At 74.0% G+C, this 25,067-nt stretch carries 26 protein-coding genes; 22 read left to right on the top strand and 4 right to left on the bottom strand.

The window, feature by feature from the left end; all coding sequences use genetic code 11:
• Window positions 1-188 precede the first annotated feature (188 nt).
• From rpsP to B5Y66_RS19045, 12 genes are all read left to right on the top strand, one after another.
• Complete coding sequence (gene rpsP / locus B5Y66_RS18990; protein ID WP_079576170.1) at window positions 189-608, top strand: 30S ribosomal protein S16; 420 nt, start codon at window positions 189-191, stop codon at window positions 606-608.
• The gene (locus tag B5Y66_RS18995; protein WP_079576171.1) at window positions 608-847 is read left to right on the top strand and encodes an RNA-binding protein; all 240 of its coding nucleotides are present in this window, start codon (window positions 608-610) and stop codon (window positions 845-847) included. Before rpsP ends, B5Y66_RS18995 begins: the two co-directional genes overlap by 1 nt.
• Window positions 848-984: 137 nt before the next feature.
• Window positions 985-1,560 (top strand): ribosome maturation factor RimM, encoded by a 576-nt coding sequence (gene rimM / locus B5Y66_RS19000; RefSeq protein ID WP_079576341.1) that lies wholly within the window; start codon window positions 985-987, stop codon window positions 1,558-1,560.
• Window position 1,561: 1 nt separating this feature from the next.
• A complete protein-coding gene (gene trmD / locus B5Y66_RS19005) occupies window positions 1,562-2,371 on the top strand; it encodes a tRNA (guanosine(37)-N1)-methyltransferase TrmD (RefSeq protein ID WP_079576172.1) in 810 nt (269 codons plus the stop codon).
• Window positions 2,372-2,542: 171 nt separating this feature from the next.
• Window positions 2,543-2,902, top strand: coding sequence for a 50S ribosomal protein L19 (gene rplS / locus B5Y66_RS19010; protein ID WP_079576173.1), 360 nt, complete (start codon window positions 2,543-2,545; stop codon window positions 2,900-2,902).
• A 183-nt stretch (window positions 2,903-3,085) separates the two neighbouring features.
• Window positions 3,086-3,907: a signal peptidase I gene (gene lepB / locus B5Y66_RS19015; RefSeq protein WP_079576174.1), complete on the top strand. Its 822-nt coding sequence runs from the start codon at window positions 3,086-3,088 to the stop codon at window positions 3,905-3,907.
• A gap of 59 nt (window positions 3,908-3,966) precedes the next feature.
• A complete protein-coding gene (locus tag B5Y66_RS19020; RefSeq protein WP_079576342.1) occupies window positions 3,967-4,791 on the top strand; it encodes a ribonuclease HII in 825 nt (274 codons plus the stop codon).
• On the top strand, window positions 4,788-5,087 hold the full coding sequence (locus B5Y66_RS19025) for a DUF2469 domain-containing protein (RefSeq protein WP_013838354.1): 300 nt from the start codon (window positions 4,788-4,790) through the stop codon (window positions 5,085-5,087). Before B5Y66_RS19020 ends, B5Y66_RS19025 begins: the two co-directional genes overlap by 4 nt.
• A gap of 152 nt (window positions 5,088-5,239) precedes the next feature.
• Complete coding sequence (locus tag B5Y66_RS19030; RefSeq protein ID WP_079576175.1) at window positions 5,240-5,599, top strand: YraN family protein; 360 nt, start codon at window positions 5,240-5,242, stop codon at window positions 5,597-5,599.
• The gene (locus tag B5Y66_RS19035) at window positions 5,599-7,134 is read left to right on the top strand and encodes a YifB family Mg chelatase-like AAA ATPase (RefSeq protein ID WP_079576176.1); all 1,536 of its coding nucleotides are present in this window, start codon (window positions 5,599-5,601) and stop codon (window positions 7,132-7,134) included. Before B5Y66_RS19030 ends, B5Y66_RS19035 begins: the two co-directional genes overlap by 1 nt.
• A complete protein-coding gene (gene dprA / locus B5Y66_RS19040) occupies window positions 7,127-8,482 on the top strand; it encodes a DNA-processing protein DprA (RefSeq protein ID WP_079576177.1) in 1,356 nt (451 codons plus the stop codon). Before B5Y66_RS19035 ends, dprA begins: the two co-directional genes overlap by 8 nt.
• Before the next feature lie 163 nt (window positions 8,483-8,645).
• Window positions 8,646-9,593: a tyrosine recombinase XerC gene (locus B5Y66_RS19045; protein ID WP_079576178.1), complete on the top strand. Its 948-nt coding sequence runs from the start codon at window positions 8,646-8,648 to the stop codon at window positions 9,591-9,593.
• A gap of 138 nt (window positions 9,594-9,731) precedes the next feature.
• Here the strand turns inward: B5Y66_RS19045 and B5Y66_RS19050 are convergent, their stop codons facing one another.
• Window positions 9,732-10,340 (bottom strand): murein hydrolase activator EnvC family protein, encoded by a 609-nt coding sequence (locus tag B5Y66_RS19050; protein WP_079576179.1) that lies wholly within the window; start codon window positions 10,338-10,340, stop codon window positions 9,732-9,734.
• A 541-nt stretch (window positions 10,341-10,881) separates the two neighbouring features.
• On the opposite strand from B5Y66_RS19050, the gene rpsB reads away from it, so the two are divergent.
• The 7 genes from rpsB (at window position 10,882) to B5Y66_RS19085 (ending at window position 17,097) form a co-directional block, all read left to right on the top strand.
• Window positions 10,882-11,847, top strand: a complete 966-nt coding sequence (gene rpsB, locus B5Y66_RS19055) for a 30S ribosomal protein S2 (protein WP_079576180.1) — start codon at window positions 10,882-10,884, stop codon at window positions 11,845-11,847.
• A 113-nt stretch (window positions 11,848-11,960) separates the two neighbouring features.
• Entirely contained in the window at window positions 11,961-12,800 is an 840-nt protein-coding gene (gene tsf / locus B5Y66_RS19060; protein ID WP_079576181.1) for a translation elongation factor Ts, read from the top strand.
• Between the two features lie 242 nt (window positions 12,801-13,042).
• Complete coding sequence (gene pyrH / locus B5Y66_RS19065) at window positions 13,043-13,801, top strand: UMP kinase (protein WP_079576343.1); 759 nt, start codon at window positions 13,043-13,045, stop codon at window positions 13,799-13,801.
• A 97-nt stretch (window positions 13,802-13,898) separates the two neighbouring features.
• A complete protein-coding gene (frr, locus tag B5Y66_RS19070) occupies window positions 13,899-14,456 on the top strand; it encodes a ribosome recycling factor (protein ID WP_079576182.1) in 558 nt (185 codons plus the stop codon).
• A gap of 98 nt (window positions 14,457-14,554) precedes the next feature.
• Window positions 14,555-15,352, top strand: coding sequence for a phosphatidate cytidylyltransferase (locus B5Y66_RS19075; protein WP_245807244.1), 798 nt, complete (start codon window positions 14,555-14,557; stop codon window positions 15,350-15,352).
• A gap of 105 nt (window positions 15,353-15,457) precedes the next feature.
• Window positions 15,458-16,549 (top strand): 23S rRNA (adenine(2503)-C(2))-methyltransferase RlmN, encoded by a 1,092-nt coding sequence (gene rlmN, locus B5Y66_RS19080; protein WP_407656413.1) that lies wholly within the window; start codon window positions 15,458-15,460, stop codon window positions 16,547-16,549.
• Window positions 16,546-17,097, top strand: a complete 552-nt coding sequence (locus tag B5Y66_RS19085) for a DivIVA domain-containing protein (protein WP_245807220.1) — start codon at window positions 16,546-16,548, stop codon at window positions 17,095-17,097. Before rlmN ends, B5Y66_RS19085 begins: the two co-directional genes overlap by 4 nt.
• Before the next feature lie 67 nt (window positions 17,098-17,164).
• Here the strand turns inward: B5Y66_RS19085 and B5Y66_RS19090 are convergent, their stop codons facing one another.
• Window positions 17,165-17,569, bottom strand: coding sequence for a MerR family transcriptional regulator (locus B5Y66_RS19090; protein ID WP_079576184.1), 405 nt, complete (start codon window positions 17,567-17,569; stop codon window positions 17,165-17,167).
• A 70-nt stretch (window positions 17,570-17,639) separates the two neighbouring features.
• Here B5Y66_RS19090 and B5Y66_RS19095 point away from each other — a divergent pair, with 70 nt between their 5' ends.
• Entirely contained in the window at window positions 17,640-18,914 is a 1,275-nt protein-coding gene (locus B5Y66_RS19095; protein WP_079576185.1) for an MFS transporter, read from the top strand.
• A gap of 53 nt (window positions 18,915-18,967) precedes the next feature.
• On the opposite strand, the gene B5Y66_RS19100 is transcribed toward B5Y66_RS19095, so the two are convergent.
• Window positions 18,968-19,774 (bottom strand): SH3 domain-containing protein, encoded by an 807-nt coding sequence (locus B5Y66_RS19100; protein WP_139820991.1) that lies wholly within the window; start codon window positions 19,772-19,774, stop codon window positions 18,968-18,970.
• A 165-nt stretch (window positions 19,775-19,939) separates the two neighbouring features.
• On the opposite strand from B5Y66_RS19100, the gene dxr reads away from it, so the two are divergent.
• On the top strand, window positions 19,940-21,130 hold the full coding sequence (gene dxr, locus B5Y66_RS19105; protein WP_079576186.1) for a 1-deoxy-D-xylulose-5-phosphate reductoisomerase: 1,191 nt from the start codon (window positions 19,940-19,942) through the stop codon (window positions 21,128-21,130).
• Window positions 21,131-21,198: 68 nt separating this feature from the next.
• Window positions 21,199-22,518: a M50 family metallopeptidase gene (locus B5Y66_RS19110; protein ID WP_079576187.1), complete on the top strand. Its 1,320-nt coding sequence runs from the start codon at window positions 21,199-21,201 to the stop codon at window positions 22,516-22,518.
• A 22-nt stretch (window positions 22,519-22,540) separates the two neighbouring features.
• Here the strand turns inward: B5Y66_RS19110 and B5Y66_RS19115 are convergent, their stop codons facing one another.
• A complete protein-coding gene (locus B5Y66_RS19115) occupies window positions 22,541-24,895 on the bottom strand; it encodes a glycosyltransferase (protein WP_176168927.1) in 2,355 nt (784 codons plus the stop codon).
• Window positions 24,896-25,067: the final 172 nt, after the last annotated feature.

Here is a 25,067-nt window from a genome sequence, read left to right on the forward strand (position 1 = left end):
CCGCCCGCCGGCGAGAGGTGCGTCACCCGAGGTTGGAGGGCGCCCGCCGGGTCTGGCACAATGGCCGGGTACTCGGCGTGCCCAGGCCCCTCTCTCCTGCGCAAGTCGTGTCCTGACCTCATGCGCCGCCAGGACCCCACCCGGCAGCGCGCAAGGTCACCCCACCAGAACCAGGAGACACCACCACAGTGGCCGTCAAGATTCGTCTGAAGCGCCTCGGCAAGATCCGGGCCCCGTACTACCGCGTCGTCGTGGCCGACTCGCGCTCCAAGCGCGACGGTCGCGTGATCGAGGAGATCGGGAAGTACCACCCGACCGAGGAGCCGTCGTTCATCGAGATCAAGTCCGAGCGGGCGCAGTACTGGCTCGGCGTCGGCGCGCAGCCGACCGAGCAGGTCGCCGCGCTGCTCAAGGTCACCGGTGACTGGCAGAAGTTCAAGGGTCTGCCGGGCGCCGAGGGCACCCTGCGGACCAAGACCGTGAAGGCCGACAGCGCCGCCGCGGTCGAGGCTGTCGCCGCCGAGGCCGAGAAGGCCAAGGCGAAGGCTGCCGAGAAGAAGGCCAAGGAGCCGGCGGCCGAGGCCGCCGAGGCTGAGGCCGAGGCCTGATGCTCGCCGAGGCCCTCGAGCACCTGGTGCGCGGCATCGTGGACAACCCGGACGACGTCCGGGTGGCCTCGCGTGCGCAGCGCCGGGGCGACCTGCTCGAGGTGCGGGTGCACCCGGACGACCTGGGCCGAGTGATCGGCCGGGGCGGACGGACGGCGAAGGCGCTGCGCACGGTGGTCGGCGCGCTCGCGACGGACGGCCCCGTGCGGGTCGACGTCGTGGACGTCGACCGCCGCTGACGCTCGCCGCACCCGCTGCCGCAGCACCGACGAGGCCCGGACCCACTGCACGGTGGGGCCGGGCCTCGTCGTCTGCGGCGGTGCATGCTGAGACCGACGGTCGAGGTACCGACGAGATTTCGTGGACAGGAGTGGTCATGCAGCTGGTGGTGGCGCGCGTCGCGCGGGCGCACGGGCTCAAGGGTGAGGTCGTGCTCGACCTGCGCACCGACAACCCCGAGGACCGGCTGGGGGTCGGCTTCACGCTCGAGACGGAGCCCGCATCGGCGGGGCCGCTGACCGTGACCGCCGCGCGGGTGCACCAGGACCGGTGGCTCGTGTCGTTCGCGGAGGTGGCCGACCGCACGGCGGCCGAGGCGCTGCGTGGCGTCGAGCTCGTCGTCGAGGCCGAGGCCTCCGACGAGGAGGACGCCTGGTACCCGCACGAGCTGCGGGGCCTGCGCGCCGAGCTCGAGGACGGGACGGTCGTCGGCGAGGTGGCAGGCCTGGAGCATCTGCCCGCGCACGACGCGCTCGTCGTGCGAGAGGTGGGCGGCGAGCGCACGCTCGTCCCGTTCGTCCACGCGATCGTGCCGGTCGTCGACGTGGCCGGCGGGCGCGTCGTCCTGACGCCGCCGGGCGGGCTGCTCGCCCGCGACGCCGACGCCGCCGTCGTGGACCGTCCGGAGCACGACGAGGCGACGCAGGACGAGGCCGAGCGGGACGAGGCCTGACGTGCGCGTCGACGTCGTCTCGATCTTCCCCGACTACCTCACGGCCCTCGACCTGTCCCTGGTCGGCAAGGCGCGCCGGGCGGGGCTCCTCGACCTCCGGGTGCACGACCTGCGGGACTGGACCACCGACCGGCACCGCACGGTCGACGACACCCCGTTCGGCGGCGGTGCGGGCATGGTCATGCGGCCCGACGTGTGGGGCCACGCGCTCGACGACGTGCTGCCCGAGGGTGGCGGCGGGCACCTCGTGGTTCCGACCCCGTCGGGCGACGTCTTCACACAGCGGCACGCGGAGGCGCTGGCGCTCGAGGAGCACGTGGTCTTCGCGTGCGGGCGGTACGAGGGCATCGACGCTCGCGTGGCCGAGCGGACCCGCGCGGCCGGCCACCGGGTGAGCGAGCTGTCGATCGGCGACTACGTGCTCAACGGCGGCGAGGTCGCCGCGCTCGTGATGATCGAGGCGTTCGGCCGGCTGCTGCCCGGTGTCGTGGGCAACCCGCACTCGCTGGTGGAGGAGTCGCACGGCGCCGCCGGCCTGCTCGAGTACCCGGTGTACACGAAGCCGCCAGCATGGGAGGGGTTCGAGGTGCCCGAGGTGCTGCTGTCCGGTCACCACGGGCGGGTCGAGCGCTGGCGCCGCGACCGGGCGCTCGAACGGACCGCCGCCCGGCGTCCCGACATGGTGGCCGCGCTGGACCCGCAGGCGCTCGACAAGGTCGACCTCGCGGTGCTCGGCGAGCTGGGCTGGTCCGTGCGTGACGGGCGCCTCCGGCCGTCCGCCGAGGCCGCGCCGGGACCTGTGGCAGAATAGGTCGCTGGTGTGTTCGCCGACACGGCCTCTGCCACAGGGGAGGCCATGACGGGCTGCCAGTCAGCCCGCCTGGGTCGAGGAACCGACGCACCACCGAAACGTCAGACATCGCGCGTCCAGCGGACGCGCCACGATCTTGTTCCTGACCTGTGGCAGGGCGGGGAGAGAACCATGCACACGCTCGACTCCGTCGACGCAGCCTCGCTGCGCTCCGACGTCCCGGACTTCCGCGCCGGCGACACCGTCAAGGTCAACGTCAAGGTCGTCGAGGGCAACCGTTCCCGCGTCCAGGCGTTCCAGGGCATCGTCATCGCGCGCCAGGGCGGCGGCGTCCGCGAGACGTTCACCGTCCGCAAGATCAGCTTCGGCGTCGGCGTGGAGCGCACGTTCCCCCTGCACGCCCCGACGATCGACTCGATCGAGCTCGTCTCGCGCGGTGTCGTCCGCCGGGCCAAGCTGTACTACCTGCGCAACCTGCGCGGCAAGAAGGCGAAGATCCGCGAGAAGCGCGAGACGCCCACCGCGAAGTGAGGCATCGCGATGTGACGCCCGGCGTCACGTCGCGAGGACGAGTACCGCACCGGACGGGCGGCCCTGCCACGGCAGGGCCGCCCGTCCGTCGTCGTTCCCCGGGCGTCTGCCAGGGTCCGCCGGGTCCTGCCGGGGCGTCGTTGCGGTTTCGCCGTGGACGGTGGCGAGTGAAAGAGTGAGGGCGTGGCAGACTCCGATCCCGTGACCGACCGGCCGAGCGCGCGCGAGCCCCGACCCCAGGACCCCGCGGGCGCGGGTTCCGGAGCCGGAGCAGGTGGCTTCGACGACGTCGTCGGGGCGGGCCGGCCCGCACCGGCCGAGGGCCGAGCCCCGAGCCGCGGCCTCGGTGTGCTGCGCGAGACCGCGATCATCGTGGTGAGCGCCCTGGTGCTGTCGTGGCTCATCAAGACGTTCCTGGTGCAGGCGTTCTACATCCCCAGCGGGTCCATGGAGGACACGCTGGAGATCGGGGACCGGGTCATGGTCTCCCGCATGGTGCCGGACGTGTTCGACGTGCACCGCGGCGACATCGTGGTGTTCAAGGACCCGGGCGGCTGGCTGCCCCCCTACGAGCCGCCGGAGCGCACCCCGGCCGGGCAAGCGGTGACGAACGTGCTGACGTTCGTGGGTCTGCTGCCGCAGGAGACCGGCGACCACCTCATCAAGCGCGTCATCGGCACACCGGGCGACCACGTGACCTGCTGCGACGACCAGGGCCGCGTGAGCGTCAACGGGCAGCCGATCGACGAGGAGACGTACATCAAGCCGGGCTCGGTGCCGAGCCAGGACCCCTTCGACACCGTGGTGCCCGAGGACATGCTGTTCGTCATGGGCGACAACCGCCAGAACTCGCAGGACTCGCGCTACAACACCGGCAAGCCCGGCGGCGGCTTCGTGCCGACGCAGAACGTCGTGGGCTCGGCGTTCGCCACGGTCTGGCCCCTGGGCGACGCCACGCTGCTGCGCAACCCCGGCGACGTCTTCGCAGGAGTGCCGGAGCCGTGACCTCGCTCGTCGAGCAGGACTCCGAGCAGCCCGTCCGCGCGGCCCCCGGCCCGGAGACGGTGCGCCGACCCACGCCGCCGCGCCGCCGCGCCGCGAACGGCGCCGCCAAGCAGCGCAGGAGCCCGACGCTGCGGCAGGAACGCTCGCTGCTCGCGGGCGGCGCACGCCTGGTGGCCGGCATGGACGAGGTGGGTCGCGGCGCGCTCGCCGGGCCCGTGAGCGTCGGCGTCGTCGTGGTGGACGCCGCGACGCGGACGGCGCCCCAAGGACTGACCGACTCCAAGCTCCTCACCCCGGCGGCGCGGGTCGCGATGGTGCCCCAGCTGCAGCGCTGGGGCGTCGCGTGGGCCGTCGGGCACGCCGGCCCTGCGGAGATCGACGCGCACGGCATCGTGGCCGCCCTGCGGCTGGCCGGGCGCCGGGCCCTGGCGCAGGTGCGCCGGACGTGCGGCGACGTGGACGTGGTCCTGCTCGACGGTTCGCACGACTGGCTGAGCCGGGGCGACGTCGACCTGTTCGAGGCCGCCGCGCTCGACCCCATGGGGCCGGGTGCGCCCGAGCCGGGAGTGCGCACGCTCGTCAAGGCCGACCTGCAGTGTTCCTCGGTCGCGGCCGCGAGCGTGCTCGCCAAGGTCGAGCGCGACGGCCTCCTGGTGCGGCTCGCGCGCCAGTACCCGGCGTTCGCGTGGGACCAGAACAAGGGCTACTCGGCGCCGGCCCACCTGGACGCGCTGCGCCGGCACGGGCCGACGCCGCAGCACCGGCGGTCGTGGAACCTGCGGGCGCTCGCCGACGACGCCGGCTCCCCGGAGCAGGTCGCGCCCGCCGCCACGCTCGACGCCGACCTGGCCGATACGACCCGCGATGGGATGATGGCCCCGTGAGCGCCGAAGACCTCGAGAACTACGAGACCGAGATGGAGCTCGCGCTCTACCGCGAGTACCGCGACGTGGTGGGCCTCTTCTCGTACGTCGTGGAGACGGAACGGCGGTTCTATCTCGCCAACCAGGTGGACCTGCAGGTGCGGTCCGCGGCCGGCGAGGTCTACTTCGAGCTCCGGCTGGCCGACGCCTGGGTGTGGGACGTGTACCGCTCCGCGCGATTCGTGAAGTCCGTCCGCGTCGTGACGTTCAAGGACGTCAACGTCGAGGAACTGGCCAAGGCGGAGCTTGCCCTGTAGTCCCGCTCGTCCCGCTCGACAGGACGGATCGAGGCGCCCGTAGTCTCCGACGCTGTCCCCAGGGCCGGCCGGTACCGCACGATCCACAGGCGTCGCTCCGAGGCACCGACGTCACGGCCGCGCGGAGCGAGGCTTCCCGCGGAGGTGGTTCGATGCGGGCGAAGGACGCCGTCGGGCAGTACGGGGAACGGGTGGCCGCGCGCCACGTCGAGGCGCAGGGCCTGGAGGTGCTCGAGCGCAACTGGCGCGGCACGGCCGGCGAGCTCGACCTGGTCGCGCGGGACGGCGACGTGCTGGTGGCGATCGAGGTCAAGACCCGGCGCGGCACCGCGTTCGGGCATCCGGCGGAGGCCGTCACGGCCGCCAAGCTGTCCCGCATCCGCCGGCTGACCGGCCAGTGGCTCGCCGAGCACCGCGAGGTGCGGTGCCGCGAGGTGCGGGTCGACGTCGTGGCGGTCGTGCTCCCTCGGGCAGGGGCCGCCCAGGTCGAGCACCTGGTGGGGGTGCTCTGATGGCGCTCGGCACGACGGCGGCGGTCGCCCTGACCGGGCTGACCGGGCACGTCGTGGAGGTGCAGGCGCAGCTCGCGGCGTCCGTGCCCGGGTTCACCCTGGTGGGGCTGCCCGACACGGCCCTGCACGAGTCGCGGGAGCGCGTGAGGGCTGCGGTGCTGTCCACGGGCATCAAGTGGCCGCACCGAAAGATCACCGTCAACCTGTCCCCGGCCTCGCTGCGCAAGTCGGGCTCGTCGTTCGACGTCGCCATCGCGATCGCCGTGCTGGCGGGGGACGGTGTGGTGCCCGCCGCCGGTCTTGACCGGGTGGTGCACCTGGCCGAGCTCGGGCTGGACGGTCGCCTGCAGCCGGTGCGGGGCGTGCTGCCCGCGGTCGCGGCGGCGGTCGAGGCGGGCTGCCGCGACGTCGTCGTGGCGACGGCTGACGGGGACGAGGCCCGCCTGGTCCCCGGGGCGCGCGTCCACGCGGCGTCCACCCTCGCCGAGGTGGTGCTGCTCCACGGCGGCGAGCTCGCCGAGCTGCCGGTGGCGGACCCCGTGCGCCCGTCGCGACAGCCGGTCGCGCGCAGAGCGCCCGGGGACCTCGCGGAGGTGGTGGGGCAGGCGCAGGCACGGGTGGCGCTGGAGGTGGCCGCCGCGGGCGGCCACCACCTGCTGCTGGTCGGGCCCCCGGGCGCGGGCAAGACGATGCTCGCTGCCCGGCTCCCGGGTATCCTCCCGGACCTCACGCCCGCCGAGGCCGTCGAGGTGACCTCCGTGCACTCCGTGGCCGGGACGTTCGACCCCGGGAACGGCCTGCTCACCCGCCCGCCGTTCGAGGACCCGCACCATACGGCCACCCCGGCGGCGATCGTCGGCGGGGGGAGCGGCCTGGCCCGTCCCGGGGCGGTCTCCCGGGCCCATCGTGGCGTGCTGCTCCTCGACGAAGCGCCCGAGTTCCCCTCCCGGGTGCTGGAGACGCTCCGGCAGCCGCTGGAGCAGGGTGAGCTGGTGCTGCACCGCTCCGGGGGAGCCGCGCGCTACCCCGCGCGCTTCCAGCTGGTGCTGGCGGCGAACCCCTGCCCGTGCGGCATGGCGACCGTGAACAAGGGGTTGGACTGCTCGTGCACGCCGATGGCGAAGCGTCGGTACTTCGGCAGGCTGTCGGGCCCGCTGCTGGACCGCGTGGACCTGCAGGTGGACGTGCTGCCCGTCACGCGGGCGGAGCGGACGGCGCGGTCGGCGGGGGAGTCGTCCGCACGGGTGGCGCACCGGGTCGCCGAGGCGCGGGGCGCGGCGCGCGACCGGTTGGCGGGCACGCCCTGGACGACGAACGCCGAGGTGCCGGGCCGGTGGCTGCGCGAACGGTCGCTCGACCCGGGCGTGCTACGGCCGATCGAGCAGATGGTCGACCGGGGCGTGCTGAGCCTCCGCGGGGCGGACCGGGTGCTGCGGATCGCGTGGACCCACGCAGACCTGGCCGGGCGTGCGGAACCGACGGCCGACGACGTCTCCGCGGCCGTGACGATGCGCACGAGGGGGAGCCATGGCTGAGCCGGTCGTGGACGCGGTGCGTGCCCGAGTCGTCTCGGCGCTGCCCTTCGACACCGGAGACCCGGTGCTCGCCCGCGCGGCGTGGAGCAGGCTCGCGGAGCCGGCAGACGCGGTGGCCGGCGCCCTCGTCGCCCACCTCGGGGCGCAGGCGGCGCTCGAGTGGGTCGTCGACGCCGTCGGGGACCCGGCACGCGCACTGCGGGGATCGGCGCTCGAGCCGCTCGGCAGCGAGGTCGCGGCGGATCGGCTGATGGCGGCCGTGGCCCGGTGGGCGCCGCGGCTCGACCGGCTCGACCCGCGCCGCGAGCTGCGGGTGCTCGAGCGGTTCGGCGGCACGCTGCTGGTGCCGGGGGACCCGCGCTGGCCGACGCGGCTGCCGCAGCTTGGCCCGGAAGAGCCGTTCGCGCTGTGGGTGCGGGGCGACCCCGACCTGGCAGGGCTGACGGAGCAGTCGGTCGCGCTCGTGGGCGCCCGCGCGTCCAGCGCGTACGGGGACCACGTGGCCGCCGACCTCGCGGCAGGGCTCGCGGACCGCGGGTTCACCGTCGTGTCGGGCGTGGCCTACGGGATCGACGCCGCCGCGCACCGCGGCGCCCTCGCGGGTGGCGCGCCCACGGTCGCGGTGCTCGCCGGGGGTGTGGACCGCTTCTACCCGCCCGGCAACGAGGACCTGCTGCGGCGGCTGGCGGACGGGGCGGGAGCGGTGGTGAGCGAGGTGCCGCCCGGTTCCGCCCCGTTCAAGCAGCGGTTCCTCGCTCGCAACCGGGTCATCGCCGCCGTGTCGTGCGCGACGGTCGTGGTAGAGGCCGCGTGGCGGTCGGGGGCGCTGTCGACGGCGCGCCACGCGACCCGGCTGCTGCGGCCGCTCGGCGCGGTGCCCGGGCCCGTGACGTCCGGGACGTCGACCGGGTGTCACGTGCTCCTCCGCGACGGGGCGGCGGTATGCGTCACCGACGCCGCCGAGGTGATCGAGCTCGCCGGACCATACGCCGGCGCACTCGAGCCCGACCGAGCCGCGCACGACGAGCAGCCCGTCGCGGGTCGCGCGGCCCGCACGGCGGCCCGCCGGCGGACTCCCGCAGAGGTGGAGGCGCTCGGCGAGCGCGCCCGGCGGGTGTGGGACGCGCTGCCGGTCCGTGCCGCCGCCGGTCTGGACGCGCTGGCCCGGACCGCCGGGCTGGCGCCGGGAGAGATGCTCGCCGGGCTCGGGGCGCTCGAGATGCATGGGCTCGCCGCGCAGGAAGGCGGCCGCTGGCGCAGGGTCCCGCGCGAGGGCACCCGGCCGGCCGGACGTCGAGCAGATGCGGAAGGGGGAGAACCGGACGTCGTGCACGCCGGCGCCGGGTAGCCGGTGAGGTCCGGCGCGGCGAGCAGGTCGCGCAGGCGGGTGTCGGGCTGCGCGTCTGCCCCGGGAACCGGCGACGTACGAAGGCACCGTCGACGACGGCGGCGGGCTCGACACGCGCCCCGCTTCACCCGTCCCCCGGCGCTACAGGGGCACACTGACCTGGATGGACACCGATCCGGACCTGCCGCCGCTGCCGGCGCCGCTCGCGGAGGCGCTGGCGCGTTTCGACGAGTACCTCGAGGTCCAACGCGGGCACTCGGTGCACACGCGCCGCGCCTACCGCGCGGACGTCGGGTCGCTGCTGCGGTACGCCGTGCGGCACGGTGTCGACGAGCTGCCCGGTATCGACGTCGGAGTGCTGCGCGGGTGGCTCGCCACCCAGGCGGAGCGAGGTCTGGCCCGCGCGACCATCGCTCGCCGGGGTGCTGCCGCACGCACCTTCCTCCGCTGGGCGTACCGGGTCGGACTGGTCCAGCTGGACCCGACGGCGCGCCTGGCCAGCCCGAAGGTGCCGCGCACGCTGCCTACGGTGCTGAGCGCCGGTGCCGCGGCGGAGCTGCTCGACACGGCCCGCGAGGCCGCGCACGACGCCGAGCCGGAAGCCCGGCCGGCCGCTCTGCGGGCCTGGGCGGCTGCGGAGCTCTTGTACGGCAGCGGCATCCGTGTGGGCGAGCTGGTGCAGGTCGACGTGCCCGCCGTCGACCTCACGGAGCGCCTCGTCCGGGTGCTCGGCAAGGGCGGCAAGGAGCGGGTGGTGCCGTTCGGGCTGCCGGCGGCGCGCGCGGTGTCCGAGTGGCTCGCGCGCGGGAGACCGGCTCTGGCCCAGCCGACGTCCGGGGCCGCGCTGCTGCTCGGCGCGCGGGGCGGGCGTTGGGGGCAGCGGCAGATCCGCGACGCGGTGCACGTGCTGGCGGCCGAGGCCGGTGTCGAGGACATCGCCCCGCACGCGCTGCGGCACTCCGCCGCGACGCACCTGCTGCAGGGCGGATCCGACCTGCGGTCCGTCCAGGAGGTGCTGGGGCACTCCGACCTGGGGACCACCCAGCGGTACACGCACGTGGACGACGAGCGGCTGCGCAAGGTCTTCGTCCAGGCGTTCCCGCGTGCCTGAGCTCGCCGCCGCTCGCGCAGGCTCCCCGACACGGTCGCCGCCAGCCTGGAGTCGGAGCCAGGCGACGAACTCCGGGTCGAACCTACGAGTCAGCAGGCTCGGAGCCCTCGAGGTCGGGTGGCCTGCCGACCCTCCGCCTCAGGGGCCTCCGGGCAGCAGCACGATGGGCGTGGCCTCCCCGACCAGGGCGAGCGGGTCGAGGTAGACGTCGCCGCGCAACACCCCCCAGTGCAGGCAGCCTGCGGGTGCACAGTGACCGGGCACGGCGGCGAGCGTGCCCACGACGTCGCCCGCGCCCACCGCGTCTCCGAGGCGCACGGCAGGGGAGACCGGCTCGAAGGTGGAACGCAGCCCGTCGGCGTGCGTGACCACCACGACCGGCTTGTCCGCGACCTGTCCGGCGAACGAGACCACGCCGGGCGCGGGCGACCGCACCGGCTCGCCCGTCCGTGCGGCGAGGTCGACGCCGCGATGGCCCGCTCCCCACTCCTCGGCGGGCGGGTCGAAGGCGTGTGCCACCGCGCCCGTGACGGGGCGCTGCCATCCGTCCATCGCCGGGCCGGCGGTGGCCACGGGCGGAGCGACGTCGTCGTCCGCGGCCGCTGCGGACCCCGTGCCGGCGAGCCCGGCGAGCAGTGCGGCGAGCACGAGCCCGGCAGCGAGCAGGCCCCTGGGTGGGCCGCCCGCCCGGACAACGGTGGTCCGCACGTCGGGAGTCGGGCGGAGTGTCGTCTCGGGAAGGTCCATGCGTGCAGGATGGGGCAGGCGTGCGGGGCGAAGCGGCTCGCTGCCCCGCCCTGTGGACGGGCCCAGCCTGGGGGCAGCGTCGGACGCCGGGGGCTCGTCCGCTCGTCGTCGGTACCGGTCGGGGAACGGCTCCGGAGGGCCCTCGGCCCCGTGCGCGAGAGCCCCGCACAGGTCGGGTAGACTGGCTGCCGCGATCGGCTTGTGCCTCGCCTTCCCGAACCATCCCGGTGGATTCCCCGTGGACCGTCCTCGACGTCCCGCGGGCCCGCCAGGCCGGGGAGCGGCACAGCAGGTCGACTTCGCGCGTCACGTACGCGCCTCGCGACCCGGTCCGCCGGGGTGCAGGGTGCGGCCGCGTCGGCAGCGGTCCGTCCCCGGGGAACCGGGAGCGGTGCCGGCCCGGCGTGACGCCAGGGGTGCCGGGTCAGATGCCCGTCACCGACGAACCGAGTACCGCGACCGGACACCTGCAGGTGCAGGACCGTTCGCCCGACGCGCGTGCAGCCCGGAGGATCCGGCGCACGCGGCGAAAGGACGTGTCATGGCCGTCGTGACCATGCGCCAGCTCCTCGAGAGCGGTGTCCACTTCGGACACCAGACCCGCCGTTGGAACCCGAAGATGAAGCGGTTCATCTTCACGGAGCGCAACGGCATCTACATCGTCGACCTCCAGCAGTCGCTGTCGTACATCGACCGCGCCTACGAGTTCGTCAAGGAGACCGTCGCCCACGGCGGCAGCATCCTGTTCGTCGGCACCAAGAAGCAGGCGCAGGAGCCCGTGGCCGACCAGGCCGCCCGCGTCGGCATGCCGTACGTGAACCACCGCTGGCTCGGTGGCATGCTCACCAACTTCACCACCGTGCACAAGCGCCTCCAGCGCCTCAAGGAGCTCGAGGAGATCGACTTCGACGACGTCGCCGGCTCCTCGCTGACGAAGAAGGAGCTCCTCGTCCTGCGTCGCGAGAAGGACAAGCTCGCGCGCACGCTCGGTGGCATCCGTGACATGGCCAAGACGCCGTCGGCGGTCTGGATCGTCGACACCAACAAGGAGCACCTGGCCGTCAACGAGGCGCGCAAGCTGGGTATCCCGGTCGTCGCGATCCTCGACACCAACTGCGACCCCGACGACGTCGACTACGCCATCCCGGGCAACGACGACGCGATCCGCTCCGTCACCCTGCTGACCCGTGTGATCGCGGACGCGGCGGCCGAGGGCCTGCTGCAGCGTCACTCCGGCAAGAAGGGCGAGTCCGCGGAGACCACCGAGGCCGAGCCGCTGGCCGAGTGGGAGCGCGAGCTCCTGGCCGGCGCCGAGGCCGCGCAGGCCGAGGCCCCCGCCGACGCGGCTCCGGTCGCCGAGGAGGCTCCGGTCGCCGAGGAGGCTCCGGTCGCCGAGGAGGCCCCGGTCGCCGAGGAGACTCCCGCCGCCGAGGAGACCGAGGCGGCTCCGGCTGCCGAGGAGACGCCCGCCGCCGAGGGCGAGCAGGCCGCCGAGAAGTCCGAGTGAGTCCTCGCGGGCCGGTCACTCTCGGGTGACCGGCCCGCGGACCGCCGCACGTCCCTCTCCGCCCGGCACCCCGACCGGGGCCGGGCGGACTCGAACCAGCACGGAGGACATCCATGGCGAACTACACCGCCGCTGACATCAAGGCGCTGCGCGAGCGCACCGGTGCCGGCATGCTCGACGTCAAGAAGGCGCTCGACGAGGCCGACGGCAACACCGACCAGGCGATCGAGATCATCCGCAAGAAGGGCCTGGCGCGTGCCGCCAAGCGCGAGGGCAACGCGACCACCGAGGGCCTTGTGGCCGTCAAGGTCGAGGACTCGGCCGCCGGCCAGGTCGCCACGATGATCGAGCTCGACGCCGAGACGGACTTCGTCGTCAAGAACTCGACGTTCATCGCGCTCGCCGACGCCGTCCTCGACGCCGTCGCCGCCGCGGGTGCCACGGACGCCGAGTCCGGCCTTGCCGCCCCGGCCGCCGAGGGCACTGTCGCCGACACGATCGCCGCCCAGGGCGCCACGATGGGGGAGAAGGTCGTGCTGCGTCGCGTGGCCCGCCTCGAGGGCCCCAAGGTGACGACCTACCTGCACAAGACGGCCAAGGACCTGCCGCCGTCGATCGGCGTGCTCGTCGCGACCGACGACGCCGCCGAGCCGGTCGCCAAGGACGTCGCGCAGCACATCGCGGCCCTGTCGCCGAAGTACCTCTCCCGCGACGACGTCCCCGCGGACGTCGTCGCCAAGGAGCGGGAGATCGCGCGCGAGGTCTCGATCGCCGAGGGCAAGCCCGAGGCCGCGCTGCCGAAGATCGTCGAGGGGCGCCTGAACGGCTTCTTCAAGGACGCCGTGCTCGTCGACCAGCCGCTGGCCAAGGACACGAAGACGACTGTCGCCAAGCACGTCGCCGCCACCGGCGGCAACCTGCTGGGCTTCGTCCGCTTCCGCGTCGGCAGCTGACGCCCACCAGCGTCCAGGCCCGACCGCACCGTGCGCGGTGCGGTCGGGCCTTCGCGTACCCGCTCGGCCGTCCGGCTGACGGAGCGGGATCTGCCGTCCGGTGCCAGGATGCGCGGAGGGTGACCACAGAACCACCGGGCGCGGGCGCGCCCGGACCCGCCCGCGGCGCCGAGGCGCCGCGCGGCGGACGCGGAACATGCCGGCAGGCATGCGGAACAGACCAGAGAGCGACGGTGACGCACGTGACCGAGACCAAGCAGACCGAACCGACCTCCACGGCGGCGGAGCAGGCGCCCGCACGCCGGGTGCTCCTCAAGCTGTCCGGCGAGACCTTCGGCGGCGGCAGCGTGGGTCTCGCGACCGACGTCGTGCGACGGATCGCTCAGGAGATCGGTGACGCCGTACGCCAGGGCGTGCAGGTCGCGATCGTCTCCGGCGGCGGCAACTTCTTCCGCGGCGCCGAGCTCTCGCGCGCGGGCCTGGACCGGGCCCGCGCCGACTACATGGGCATGCTCGGCACGGTGATGAACTGTCTCGCCCTGCAGGACTTCCTCGAGCAGGACGGCGTGAAGACGCGCGTGCAGACCGCGATCACCATGGGGCAGGTCGCCGAGCCGTACATCCCGCTGCGCGCGATCCGCCACCTGGAGAAGGGCCGCGTCGTGATCTTCGGCGCCGGCGCCGGCATGCCGTACTTCTCCACCGACACGGTCTCGGTCCAGCGCGCGCTGGAGACGCACTGCGACGAGGTCCTCATGGGCAAGAACGGCGTGGACGCCGTCTACTCGGCCGACCCGCGCACGAATCCCGACGCCGAGCGCCTGGAGCACCTGACCTACACCGACGCGCTGGTGCGCGGGCTCAACGTGATGGACGCCACGGCACTGTCCCTGTGCCGGGACAACGACGTGCGCATGCGCGTCTTCGGCCTCGAGGAGACCGGTAACGTGACGCGCGCACTGCTGGGCGAGAAGATTGGCACGCTGGTCACCACCCGCTGACGCCGCACCGGCTCCGGCCGGCACGGCGGCGAGCATGCACCGGCGAGCACGACACCACCACGAGCACGACGAGCAGGACGACGAGAATGGAGCACCGGTGATCGACGACACCCTCCTCGAGGCCGAGGACAAGATGGACAGGGCGATCGAGGTCGCCAAGGAGGACTTCGCGGGGATCCGCACCGGCCGGGCGAACGCCGGCATGTTCTCGAAGATCACCGTGGACTACTACGGCGCCCCCACGCCGCTGCAGCAGCTCGCGTCGTTCAACATCCCGGACGCGCGCACGGTGCTCATCTCCCCGTTCGACAAGGGCTCGATGACGACCATCGAGAAGGCGCTGCGCGAGTCCGACCTCGGCGTCAACCCGTCGAACGACGGCAACGCGATCCGCATCGTCATGCCCGCCCTCACCGAGGAGCGGCGTCGTGACTACGTGAAGATGGCCAAGACGAAGGCGGAGGACGCCCGCATCTCCGTGCGCAACGTCCGCCGCAAGGCCAAGGAGGAGCTCGACCGCATCGTCAAGGACGGCGAGGCCGGCGAGGACGAGGTGGCCCGTGCCGAGAAGGAGCTGGAGTCGCTGACGAAGAAGCACGTCGAGGCGGTCGACCAGCTGCTCGCCGGCAAGGAGAGCGAGCTGCTCGAGGTCTGATGGTGGCCCATCCCTCCGAACCGGGCGAGGACGCGTCCCCGCTCGACCCGGCCACCGGCGGGGCGGCCGGCCCGACGTCGTCGCGCGCCGGCCGCAACCTGCCCGTGGCGATCGCCGTCGGCGTGCTGCTGCTCGTCGGCGTCGCGGCGTCCCTGTGGTTCCGGCCGGAGCCGTTCGTCGTGGTCGCGGCCGTCGCCGTGGGCGCCGCGCTCTGGGAGCTGCGACAGGCGTTCGCCCGCCGGGACATCCACCTGCCGATGCTCCCGCTCCAGGTGGGCGGGGCCGGGATGGTCGTCTCCGCGTACACGTCGGGGCCGGAGGCCCTCCTCGTCGCGTACGTGCTGACCGTCGGCGCCGTCGTCGTGTGGCGGGTGCTGGACGGCCCGGGCCCGCAGGCGCTGCGCGACTGCGCCGCCGCGGTCTTCGCGGCCACCTACGTGCCGTTCCTGGCGGGCTTCGTCCTCCTGCTGCTCGCGCAGCCGGACGGCGAGCTGCGGGTGGCCCTGTTCATCCTGCTGGCCGTCGCGAACGACACCGGCGGGTACATCGCCGGGGTGACGATGGGCCGCCACCCGTTGGCACCCACCGTGAGCCCGAAGAAGACCTGGGAGGGCCTGGCAGGCTCGCTCGTGCTCGCCACCGCCGTGGGCGTCGCGGGTGCGGTTCTGGCCCTCGATGCCAGCCCGGTGCTCGGCATCGTGCTGGGCGTGCTGACCGCGATCACGGCCACCGTGGGCGACCTCGCTGAGTCGCTCATCAAGAGGGACCTAGAATTGAAGGACATGGGTTCGCTGCTCCCGGGTCACGGGGGTGTGCTGGACCGTCTCGACTCGCTGGTCGTCACCGCCCCGTTCGTGTACCTCGTGCTCACCATGGCGCCGTCGACCGCCCTGTAAGGAATCCTCATGCCCCCCACCTCCGCCCGTCCCGCGACGTCCGGCGCCGACCTCGGGATCCCCGCGATCCGGCCGGGCGACGAGACCGCGCCGATGCCCCTGCAGATGGCGCCGCGCCGCCGGGGCAAGCCGCCGAAGCACTTCGCCGACCTCACGCCGGCGGAGCGCGTCGCGTCGATGGAGGCGATGGGGGAGAAGCCGTTCCGGGCGAAGCAGCTCGCGACGCACTACTTCCAGCACTACACGTCCGACCCGGAGCAGATGACCGACCTGCCGGCGACGACGCGTGAGGCCATCGCGACGACGATGTTCCCGCAGCTCATCCGTCCGACCCGGCGCCTCGAGGCCGACGGCGGCACCACCGTCAAGACGCTCTGGCACCTGTTCGACGACGCCAAGGTCGAGTCCGTGCTCATGCGCTACCCGCAACGGACCACGCTGTGCGTGTCGTCCCAGGCGGGCTGCGGCATGGCGTGCCCGTTCTGCGCGACCGGTCAGCTGGGCCTCACGCGCAACCTGTCGACGGCGGAGATCCTGGAGCAGGTGCGCGCGGCGAACCGGTCGCTCGCCGCGGGCGAGATCCCCGGTGGGCCGACGCGGCTGAACAACCTGGTCTTCATGGGCATGGGCGAGCCGCTGGCGAACCCGAAGGCTGTCTTCGAGACGGTGCGTGCGCTCGTCGCGCCCCAGCCCGAGGGTTTCGGCATGTCGGCGCGCAACATCACGGTCTCCACGGTCGGCCTCGTGCCGGCGATCGAGAAGCTCACCAAGCTCGAGATCCCGGTGACGCTCGCGCTGAGCCTGCACGCTCCGGACGACGACCTGCGCAGCGAGCTCGTGCCGATCAACACCCGCTGGAGCGTGGACGAGGCCCTGGACGCCGCGCGGCGCTACTTCGAGGTGACCGGTCGGCGGGTGTCGATCGAGTACGCGCTCATCAAGGACATGAACGACCACGGCTGGCGGGCCGACCTTCTGGGGAAGAAGCTCAACGCGCGCGGGCGCGGCTGGGTGCACGTGAACCCCATCCCGCTCAACCCCACTCCCGGCTCGATCTGGACCGCGAGCGACCGTGCCGTCGAGGACGAGTTTGTGGCACGCTTGCGCGGGCACGGCATCCCCACCACGATCCGTGACACCCGCGGGAGCGACATCGACGGCGCTTGCGGGCAGCTGGCGGCCGAGGAGGACGAGTGAGCGCACTGTTCAGCACGGTGTCCGGGATGCGCACCGGGTACGACCGGGACGAGGTCGAGGACTTCTTCGACCACGCCCGGCAGGCCTACGAGGGCCGCACCGCGGAGCCCCTGTCGCACGCGGACATCCAGGTGTCGACGTTCGACCTGGTGCGCGGCGGGTACGACACGCACGAGGTCGACGCGGCGCTGGACCGGCTCGAGGCCGCGTTCATCGCGCGGCAGCGCGCCGAGTACGTCGCGGCACACGGCCAGGAGGCCTGGATGGCGGCGTTGGCCGACCGTGCCCGCACGATGTACGGGCGCCTGGGGCGCCCCGACGGGGAGAAGTTCGCCCCGGCCGAGCGCGGCGAGCAGGGCTACGACACCGACGACGTCGACGCGCTGTGCGACCGGCTCGTCGCGTACTTCGACCGGCAGGAGCCGCTGACGTCCGGGGAGATCCGCTCGGCCACCTTCGGCCGGGCCAAGGGTTCGGACGGCTATGCCGAGGGTTCGGTCGACCGGTTCTTCGCCCGCGCGATCGAGGTGCTGCTCGGGGTCGAGTGACCCGACCGGGCGAGCACGTGCGCCGAGGGGCCGCCGACCACGGGTCGGCGGCCCCTCGCCGTGTCCGTCAGCGCCCGGCGGAGGGCGTCGCGCCTGCCGCGGCCTCCGAGAGCAGCGCGGCGTGCTCGGTCCGGGTGAGGACGTCGCGGATCGTGTCCCGGCTGCGCGTGAGGCAGGCGATCTTGTCCTCGATGCCGACCAGCTCGTCGGCGAGCATCTCCGCGACCGTGCGAGGGCACGCCGGCGCCTCGGAGGCGCTCGCGACCTCCAGGTCGAGCAGCACCTTGATCAGCCGCGTCGGGATTCCGGCGCGCACCATGCCCGCGACCCTGGACACCCGCTCGACGTCGACGTCGGAGTAGGTCCGGTACCCGTTCGCGGCGCGGTCCGCCACGAGCAGGCCCTGCTGCTCGTAGTACCGCACGAGGCGGGGAGCCACGCCCGTGCGCCGGGCCACGTCGCCGATCTTCATGTCCGACCTCTCGTCGTGACCGGGGTCACACTTGACATTGACATCAGTGTCAAACTCTAGCGTCGTTGCCATGACGACACGACGATCCCCCGGAACCTCCTCGGACGGGCTGCCCTGGCCCTCGCTGGCCGTGCTCGGCGCCGCGACGTTCACCATGGTCACCGCCGAGATGCTGCCCACCGCGGTGCTGCCGCAGATGAGCTCGGGCCTCGGCGTCACCGAGGCCCGCACCGGGATGCTCGTCTCCGTGTGGGCGGCCGTCGTGGTCGTGGCGAGCTTCCCGCTCGTACGCCTCGTGGCCGGCCGTGACCGGCGGTCGGTGATCGCGGCCGCGCTGACGGTCCTCGCCGCCTCGTCGGTGGCCACCGCGCTCGCGCCCTCCTACGGGGTCGCGGTGGGCGCACGTCTCGCGGGCGCCGCCGCCGTGGGGCTCCTGTGGGCGACGGCCAACGCGCACGTCGCCGACCTGGTGCCCGACAGGCTCCTCGCGCGCTCCGTCGCCGTCGTGCTCGGCGGGGCCACGCTCGGCATGGTGCTCGGCACGCCGCTCGCGAGCCTCGTGACCCGGGTGGTGGGCTGGCGCGCGGCGTTCGCCGGGCTCGCCGTGCTGACGCTCGTGGTCGCCGTGCTGGTGCGGTCCGTCGTCGCGCGTGCGTCGGCGGCGCCGGCCGGAAGGGGTGGCGCCGGGAGCGACGGCGCCGACGGAGCCGGCGGTGCGGTCCGCCCGGCGGGGGCCCGCGGGCCGGGCGCGATGATCGCGGTGACGGCGACGGTGGGCGTGCTCCTCGTCGGCCACTACGGCGCGTACACGTACGTGACGCGGATCGTCGAGACCCCGGCCTCCGCCGTCCCCGGCGGGGTCAGCACGCTGCTGTTGGTGTTCGGTCTCGCGTCGGCGCTGGGCGTGGTGCTCGCGGGGCGTTTCGGCGCACGGACCGCACCCGCGCTCGCGCTGGCCTCGGCCGGGACAGCATTGGCGCTGCTGGCGCTGACCGCCGTGGGCGCGCGCCCCGCCCTCGGGGTGGCGGTCCTCGTCCTGTGGGGCGTGGCCTCGGGCGCCCTCCCTCCGCTGGCGCAGACGCTGATCCTGCGGCTGGGAGGCCCGGAGCGGCGGGCCACGGCGGGCGCGCTCATCCCCGTCGTCTTCAACGGGGGGATCGCGGTGGGGGCGGCGCTGGCGTCCGTGGTCGTCGCGCGGGGCGGGGCGCTCGCCCTCCCCGTCCCTGCGGCCGTCGTGGTGGCCGCGACGACGGTCGCGCTCGTCGCCGGCGCCCGCGCCTGGTCGCGCCCGGCCGGCGTCGACCCGGACCCCGCCCGCCGGCTCGAGGAGCCCGTGCGCCGGTGAGCGCCCCCGTCGGCAGGCGCCCGGTCCGGCAGAGCGGGTCGGCGGACCGGTGGTCAACAGGCCGGCGCGAGGGCCTCGCCGCTGCCGGTGTCGAGGTACGCGTCGGACACCCAGTTGTCGGCACCGATCCGGTACCAGAGGTTCGTGGTGCCTCGGGTGCCCGTGACGGTCTCGCCGCGTGCGTGGCACAGCAGCGGCACACGGGCGGTGTCGGCGGCAGCGCCGACCCATCCGTGGCCCGTGCCGGGCCCCGTGCGGACGTTGAGGGTGCCGCCGTCGGCCGCGACGATCCCCGACCGGGCGGAACCCTGCCACAGGAAGGTCACGTCCACCCACGCGTTGGAGCGCAGGCCCAGGCCGTCCCAGTAGGTGCCGTCGGCCAGGTCGATGCCCGCGGGGTTGGTCACCGTGCGACCGAAGAGGTCCTTGCCGCCGTGGTGCCCGAGCCGAGAGGCCGCGGACGCCTGCGGCGTGCCCTTCGGCAGGTCGGGGGCGGCGTGCCGGGTGGCGCTCCAGTAGTCGTCGGTCGTGTTCCACGGGCCCACGTCCCACACCGGCGCGTACTCGCACCGCGCGCTGTCCGCCCGGCAGACCCGGACGCTGAACGCCCCGTCGCCGTCCGCGGACAGCGCCCGCCGCGACGGCAGGGCGACGAAATGGTCCCGTTCGGAGATCTTGTGGCCGTTGGCCGTGTGCTTGCCCACCAGGCCCTCGCGCGTCGCGAAGATGCGGTGGGTCTCGCCGTCGCCGTCCGCGGCGGCCGGTGCCGCCAGGCCGACGACCGCCCCGGTGACGAGGGCGGCGACCCCGGCGAAGGCGGCCAGAACGCGCTTGCCGACTATCCCGCGATAAGTACGCATGTATGCGAACGTAACCGGCGTCACACCGCGGCGCGACCGGGAGGATCAACTGCTCGCGCGGAAGTCAAGCACCGGGACGGGTGAATTCCACGCTCCTGCGCGGGCGTGTCGTCGAGGTCCGGCAACCGGCACGGACGGCTCGCGAAGGCCTGGGATGATGGCGCCATGCCCGACCTCACGACGCCCCGCACCGTCACCCTCCTCGGCTCCACCGGCTCGATCGGCACCCAGGCGATCGACGTCGTGCTGGCCCACCCCGGGCGGTTCCGGGTCGAGGCGCTGAGTGCGGGCGGGGCGGACGTCGGGCTCCTCGCGGAGCAGGTCGCGACCGTGGGCGCGCGTGCGGTGGCCGTCGCCGACGCCGGTCGTGCGGGCGACCTGCGGGACGCGCTGGAGACGCGGCTGGGCGCGGCGGGGGGCGACGTCGAGGTGCTGGCGGGGCCCGAGGCGGCGACCGAGCTCGCGGGGCGTGGCAGCGACGTCGTGCTCAACGGCATCACCGGCTCGGTGGGCCTGCGGCCCACGCTCGCGGTGCTCGCGGGCGGCTCCACGCTGGCGCTGGCCAACAAGGAGTCGCTCGTCGTGGGCGGCTCGCTGGTCAAGGCTGCGGCCGCCCCCGGGCAGATCGTCCCGGTGGACTCCGAGCACTCGGCGATCGCGCAGGCGCTGCGCGGCGGCGCGCGCGAGGAGGTGCGGCGCCTCGTGCTCACGGCGTCGGGCGGACCGTTCCGCGGTCGCAGCCGCGACGACATCAAGAAGGTCACGGCCGACGAGGCGCTCGCGCACCCGACGTGGTCGATGGGGCCGGTGGTGACGGTGAACTCGGCCTCGCTGATGAACAAGGGGCTCGAGCTCATCGAGGCGCACCTGCTGTTCGACGTGCCGGTCGACGATATCGCCGTCGTCGTGCACCCCCAGTCGGTGGTGCACAGCATGGTCGAGTTCCACGACGGGTCGACGATCGCCCAGGCGTCCCCGCCGGACATGCGGCTGCCCATCGCGCTCGGCCTGTCGTGGCCCGAGCGGCTCGACGTCGTCTCGCCGCCGTGCGACTGGACGCGCGCCGCGTCGTGGACGTTCGAGCCCCTCGACGAGGCCACGTTCCCGGCCGTCGGTCTGGCGCGGGCCGCCGCCGCGGCGTCGGCCACGCACCCCGCGGTGTACAACGCGGCGAACGAGCAGGGCGTGGCGGCCTTCCTGGCCGGGCGGATCGGCTTCCTCGACATCGTCGAGACGGTGGAGCGGGTGCTCGCCGAGCACGACGGCACGACCGCCGCCGACGTCACGCTGGACGCCGTCGAGGGCGCCGAGCACTGGGCGCGGGCGCGGGCCGACGAGATCCTCGCGCGGTCCTGACGAACCCTCCACGCCCGCCCGCCGCCGGCCGTGCCGCGAGCGCGCCCCGGTGACCTAGGCTCGACGCCGTGGACGTTCTCTCCTGGGTGGTCGGCATCGCCGTGATGCTGGTGGGCCTCGCTGTCTCCATCGGCCTGCACGAGGTGGGCCACATGGTGCCCGCGAAGAAGTTCGGCGTGCGGGTGAGCCAGTACATGGTGGGCTTCGGGCCCACGCTCTGGTCGCGCGCCAAGGGCGAGACGGAGTACGGGGTCAAGGCGATCCCGCTGGGCGGCTACGTGCGGATGGTCGGCATGATGCCGCCCGCGCCCGAGGGCACGCCCCGTCGGGGCGGCTTCTTCGGCCAGGCGATCGCCGACGCCCGCGACGCGTCGGTGAGCGAGATCCTGCCCGGCGAGGAGCACCGCGCCTTCTACCACCTGTCCACGCCCAAGAAGCTCGTCGTGATGCTCGGCGGCCCGGTGATGAACCTGCTCATCGCCGTCGTGCTGACGTTCGTCGTGCTCGTCGGCATCGGGGCGCCCACCGTGACCACCACCGTGGGCGCGGTGAGCGAGTGCACCCCCACGTCGACGACGGCGGACGGCGCGCCCGTCTGCGGCGACGCGGCCGCGCCGTCGCCCGCGGCGGCGGCCGGCCTGCAGCCCGGCGACGAGATCGTCGAGTGGGACGGCGCGGCCGTCTCGTCGTGGGACCAGCTCTCCGGCGCGATCGCGGACACCCCCGACCAGCAGGTCCCGGTGGTGGTGCTGCGCGAGGGCGCCGAGGTGCCCCTGACGGTCACCACGACCGACCGGCAGGTCCCCGTCGTCGAGGCGGACGGCACGGCGAAGGTCGACGCCGACGGTCAGCCGGTCACGGAGACGGCCGGGTTCCTGGGCGTTACGCCGACCCAGGAGCACGAGCCGATGCCGCTCTCCACCGTCCCGGAGGCGGTCTGGCAACAGGTCTCGGGCACCGCGGGAATGATCCTCACGCTGCCGGTGCGGATCGGTGACGCGGCGGTGCAGGCGTTCACGGACGAGCCGCGCTCGCAGGACTCCGTGGTCTCCGTGGTCGGCGTCGGCCGGATGGCCGTGGACGCGGTCGCGGCGGACGCCCCGGTGATCAGCACCCTGCAGTTCCTGCTGAGCCTGCTCGCCGCGCTCAACGTCGCGCTGTTCGTCTTCAACCTCATCCCGCTGCTGCCGCTGGACGGCGGCCACGTGCTGAACGCCCTGTACGAGGGCGCGAAGCGCCAGCTCGCACGGCTGCGGGGTCTCCCGCGGCCCGGCCCCGCCGACGTCGCGCGGATGATGCCGGTGGCCTACGTGATGTTCGTCGTGCTGGTGGGCACGGGCGCGATCCTCATCGTCGCCGACGTGGTGGACCCGGTCCGCCTGGGCTGAGCCTCGCCGCCCGGTCCCGCCGTCAGGCCCCCTTGCCGGGGGGCGCCGTCGGCTTGGCCGACGGCGTGTCTCGCGAGTCCTGTGGGTCGGTCGGCCGGTTCGACGGGGTCGGCTGCGAGGCCCGCGTGGGCTCGGGTGCCTGGGCGGGTTGCGTGGTCGGCGTCGTGCTGTTCCCGGGCCCGTCGGTGGCGGTGGGGGACGGCGTCGGGGTGGGCTCGTCGGACGGCGTGGGCGTGTCCGTGGGTCCGGTCGTCCCGCCGTCCGACGCCGGGACGACGTCGTCGCCGGTGCCCCCGTCGTCAGGGGTGCTCGCCGGGTCGTCGGTCGGATCGGGGTCGTGGGGCTCCGTCGTCTCGGTGTGAGGCAGGCTCTGGTCGTCGGGCACCCGGGCCGCCTCGAGGGCGGACGGGACGGACGGGCGCTCGGGCAGGCTCGTCGGCCACACCGTGACCACGATGACGGCGGCCATCGCGGCCCCGACCGCCACCGCACCGCCCCACCATGCGGTCTCCCAGCTGGCCAGGCCCCGGCGCCGGCGGCGGGCGAGGTCCTCGGGCAGGTGGCTGCGCAGCGCGGCGATGCTGTTGTACGGCGCCAGGAGGAACCCCACCCCCTGGAGGGCGAGCAGCACGCCGACGGCCACGGCCGACGTCGTGCCCTGCGCGATCGCCACCGCGCCGACCGCGAGCGCGACCGTGCCGATCAGGAGCTCGGTCAGGTTCGCGCGCAGCGCGTACTCGGTGCTCAGGTCGCCCCGCTGCTTCGGGGTGCGCAGGAAGACGCCCTCCCGGGCGAACAGGCCGCGTACCGACGCGGAGGCGACGACCCAGCCGAGCGCGACCCACAGGCCGAAGGCCCCGAGCGCGTCGCGCCACCGGGCGCCGGAGCTCCGGCGTGCGAGCACGACGGCGCGGCTGAGGCCCAGGAGGACGAGGACCACCGTGCACAGCACCAGCAGGTCGGACAGCCGGCGCACGACCGTGCCGGTGCCCAGGACGGCGTCGGCGGCGCCGAGGAGCAGGAAGCCCGTGAAGATCACCGAGGCCACGTCACCGAACCACTGGAGGCCGCCGACGAGGTAGGCCCAGCGCTGGGCGAGGGTGAGCTGGTTGCGGGCGGTGGACCGTCCGGGCAGCAAGGAGCGCCAGTGCATGCGCAGGATCTGGATACCGCCGAAGCACCAGCGGAAGCGCTGGCGCTTGAGCGCCTCGAACGTCAGCGGCATGACGCCGCGGCCGTACGACCGGTCGATGTGCACGCCGCGCCCGCCGGCGCGCAGCAGCCGGAGCGAGAGCTCGGCGTCCTCGGTGATGCACCACTCGTCCCAGCCGCCCTGGCCCTCCAGCGCCGCGCGACGGATGAGCCCCATGGTGCCGCCGAAGATCGCGCCGTTGCGCTCGTTGCGGGAGGCCTGCGAGACGTCGAAGAAGTAGCTGTACGAGTAGTACAGGCGGCGGAAGTACGCGGACACGTCCCAGTCGCGGTAGTCCTGCGGCGTCTGCAGGAAGCTCAGGCCGGGATCGGCGAACATCGGGGCGCAGTCGGCGAGGAAGTCCGGCTCGACGAGGTAGTCGGCGTCGATGATGCCGATGAGGTCGGCCCGCGGGTCGGTGTGCCGCAGGGCGAGGTTCAGCGCCCCGCTCTTGAACCCCTCGAGGTTCTCCACGTGCAGGAACGTGATGCGGTCGTGGGCGGCGCAGAACTCCTCGACCGGCCGCCACAGAGCCGGGTCGGTGGTGTTGTTGTCGATCACGAGGATCTCGTAGGCGTCGTACCGCTGGCGCAGCAGCTGCCGCAGGGTGGCGATCACCATGTCCGGCGGTTCGTCGTGGGTCGGGACGTGCAGGCTGACGAACGGGCGCGCGGTCCCCGGAGCCACGTGCCGCGGGTCGACCGACGCCGGCCACTGGCGACGCGTGAGCACGTCGACGAACTCCCACAGGTGTCCCAGCCCGATGAGCACGACGAACGCCTCGACCAGCCACAGCACGCCGCTGGCGACCACGGACGCCGGCGAGATCTCCGCGGTGAGCGTCCAGGTCGCGGTGTAGACGAGGAAGGAGACGGAGGCGAGCACGCTCATGGACCAGGCGGCGATCCCGCGCACGGCCCAGGACCGGCCCACCGGCCACCACACGAGGAGCGATCCGCCGACGACGGCGGCGGCCAGCGCCGCGCGGGCGAGCGGCGCGCCGAGGAGCAGCGCCAGGGCACATCCCGCGAGCGCGAGCCCCGCGGCGACGCCGACGACTGTCGCCGCGGGACGTGGCTCGGCATGCCGGCGGCGTCGCCGCCGGCCGGTGACGAGCACCAGTCCGGTGGTGGGCAGGAGGAGGGCGACCGAGACCACCAGGATCAGGCCCGTGAGGGAGAGCACCGGCACAGGGTAGGGGACCCGCGGCGCGGTCCGGTCATCGGTGCAGGCGCCCGGGCGGCCCGGCGTGAAGAACGTGCGTCGAGACTGCTGCCGTGCGGTGGACGGCGGCCCTCGGCGCCGGTCCGTGTGCGTGCGCGGCCGGCAGAAGCGCGATACTGGCACCGTGACTGCG

Source organism: Krasilnikoviella flava (assembly GCF_900167525.1).
Lineage (GTDB): Bacteria > Actinomycetota > Actinomycetes > Actinomycetales > Cellulomonadaceae > Isoptericola > Isoptericola flavus.

What these genes read in the sequence shown, in the direction of transcription:
- B5Y66_RS18995 (WP_079576171.1), top strand. Translation starts at nt 608, where the DNA reads ATGCTCGCCGAGGCCCTCGAGCACCTGGTGCGCGGCATCGTGGACAAC.
- rimM (WP_079576341.1), top strand. Translation starts at nt 985, where the DNA reads ATGCAGCTGGTGGTGGCGCGCGTCGCGCGGGCGCACGGGCTCAAGGGT.
- rplS (WP_079576173.1), top strand. Translation starts at nt 2,543, where the DNA reads ATGCACACGCTCGACTCCGTCGACGCAGCCTCGCTGCGCTCCGACGTC.
- B5Y66_RS19030 (WP_079576175.1), top strand. Translation starts at nt 5,240, where the DNA reads ATGCGGGCGAAGGACGCCGTCGGGCAGTACGGGGAACGGGTGGCCGCG.
- B5Y66_RS19035 (WP_079576176.1), top strand. Translation starts at nt 5,599, where the DNA reads ATGGCGCTCGGCACGACGGCGGCGGTCGCCCTGACCGGGCTGACCGGG.
- dprA (WP_079576177.1), top strand. Translation starts at nt 7,127, where the DNA reads ATGGCTGAGCCGGTCGTGGACGCGGTGCGTGCCCGAGTCGTCTCGGCG.
- B5Y66_RS19045 (WP_079576178.1), top strand. Translation starts at nt 8,646, where the DNA reads ATGGACACCGATCCGGACCTGCCGCCGCTGCCGGCGCCGCTCGCGGAG.
- B5Y66_RS19050 (WP_079576179.1), bottom strand. Translation starts at nt 10,340, where the DNA reads ATGGACCTTCCCGAGACGACACTCCGCCCGACTCCCGACGTGCGGACC.
- rpsB (WP_079576180.1), top strand. Translation starts at nt 10,882, where the DNA reads ATGGCCGTCGTGACCATGCGCCAGCTCCTCGAGAGCGGTGTCCACTTC.
- tsf (WP_079576181.1), top strand. Translation starts at nt 11,961, where the DNA reads ATGGCGAACTACACCGCCGCTGACATCAAGGCGCTGCGCGAGCGCACC.
- rlmN (WP_407656413.1), top strand. Translation starts at nt 15,458, where the DNA reads ATGGCGCCGCGCCGCCGGGGCAAGCCGCCGAAGCACTTCGCCGACCTC.
- B5Y66_RS19090 (WP_079576184.1), bottom strand. Translation starts at nt 17,569, where the DNA reads ATGAAGATCGGCGACGTGGCCCGGCGCACGGGCGTGGCTCCCCGCCTC.
- B5Y66_RS19095 (WP_079576185.1), top strand. Translation starts at nt 17,640, where the DNA reads ATGACGACACGACGATCCCCCGGAACCTCCTCGGACGGGCTGCCCTGG.
- B5Y66_RS19100 (WP_139820991.1), bottom strand. Translation starts at nt 19,774, where the DNA reads ATGCGTACTTATCGCGGGATAGTCGGCAAGCGCGTTCTGGCCGCCTTC.
- dxr (WP_079576186.1), top strand. Translation starts at nt 19,940, where the DNA reads ATGCCCGACCTCACGACGCCCCGCACCGTCACCCTCCTCGGCTCCACC.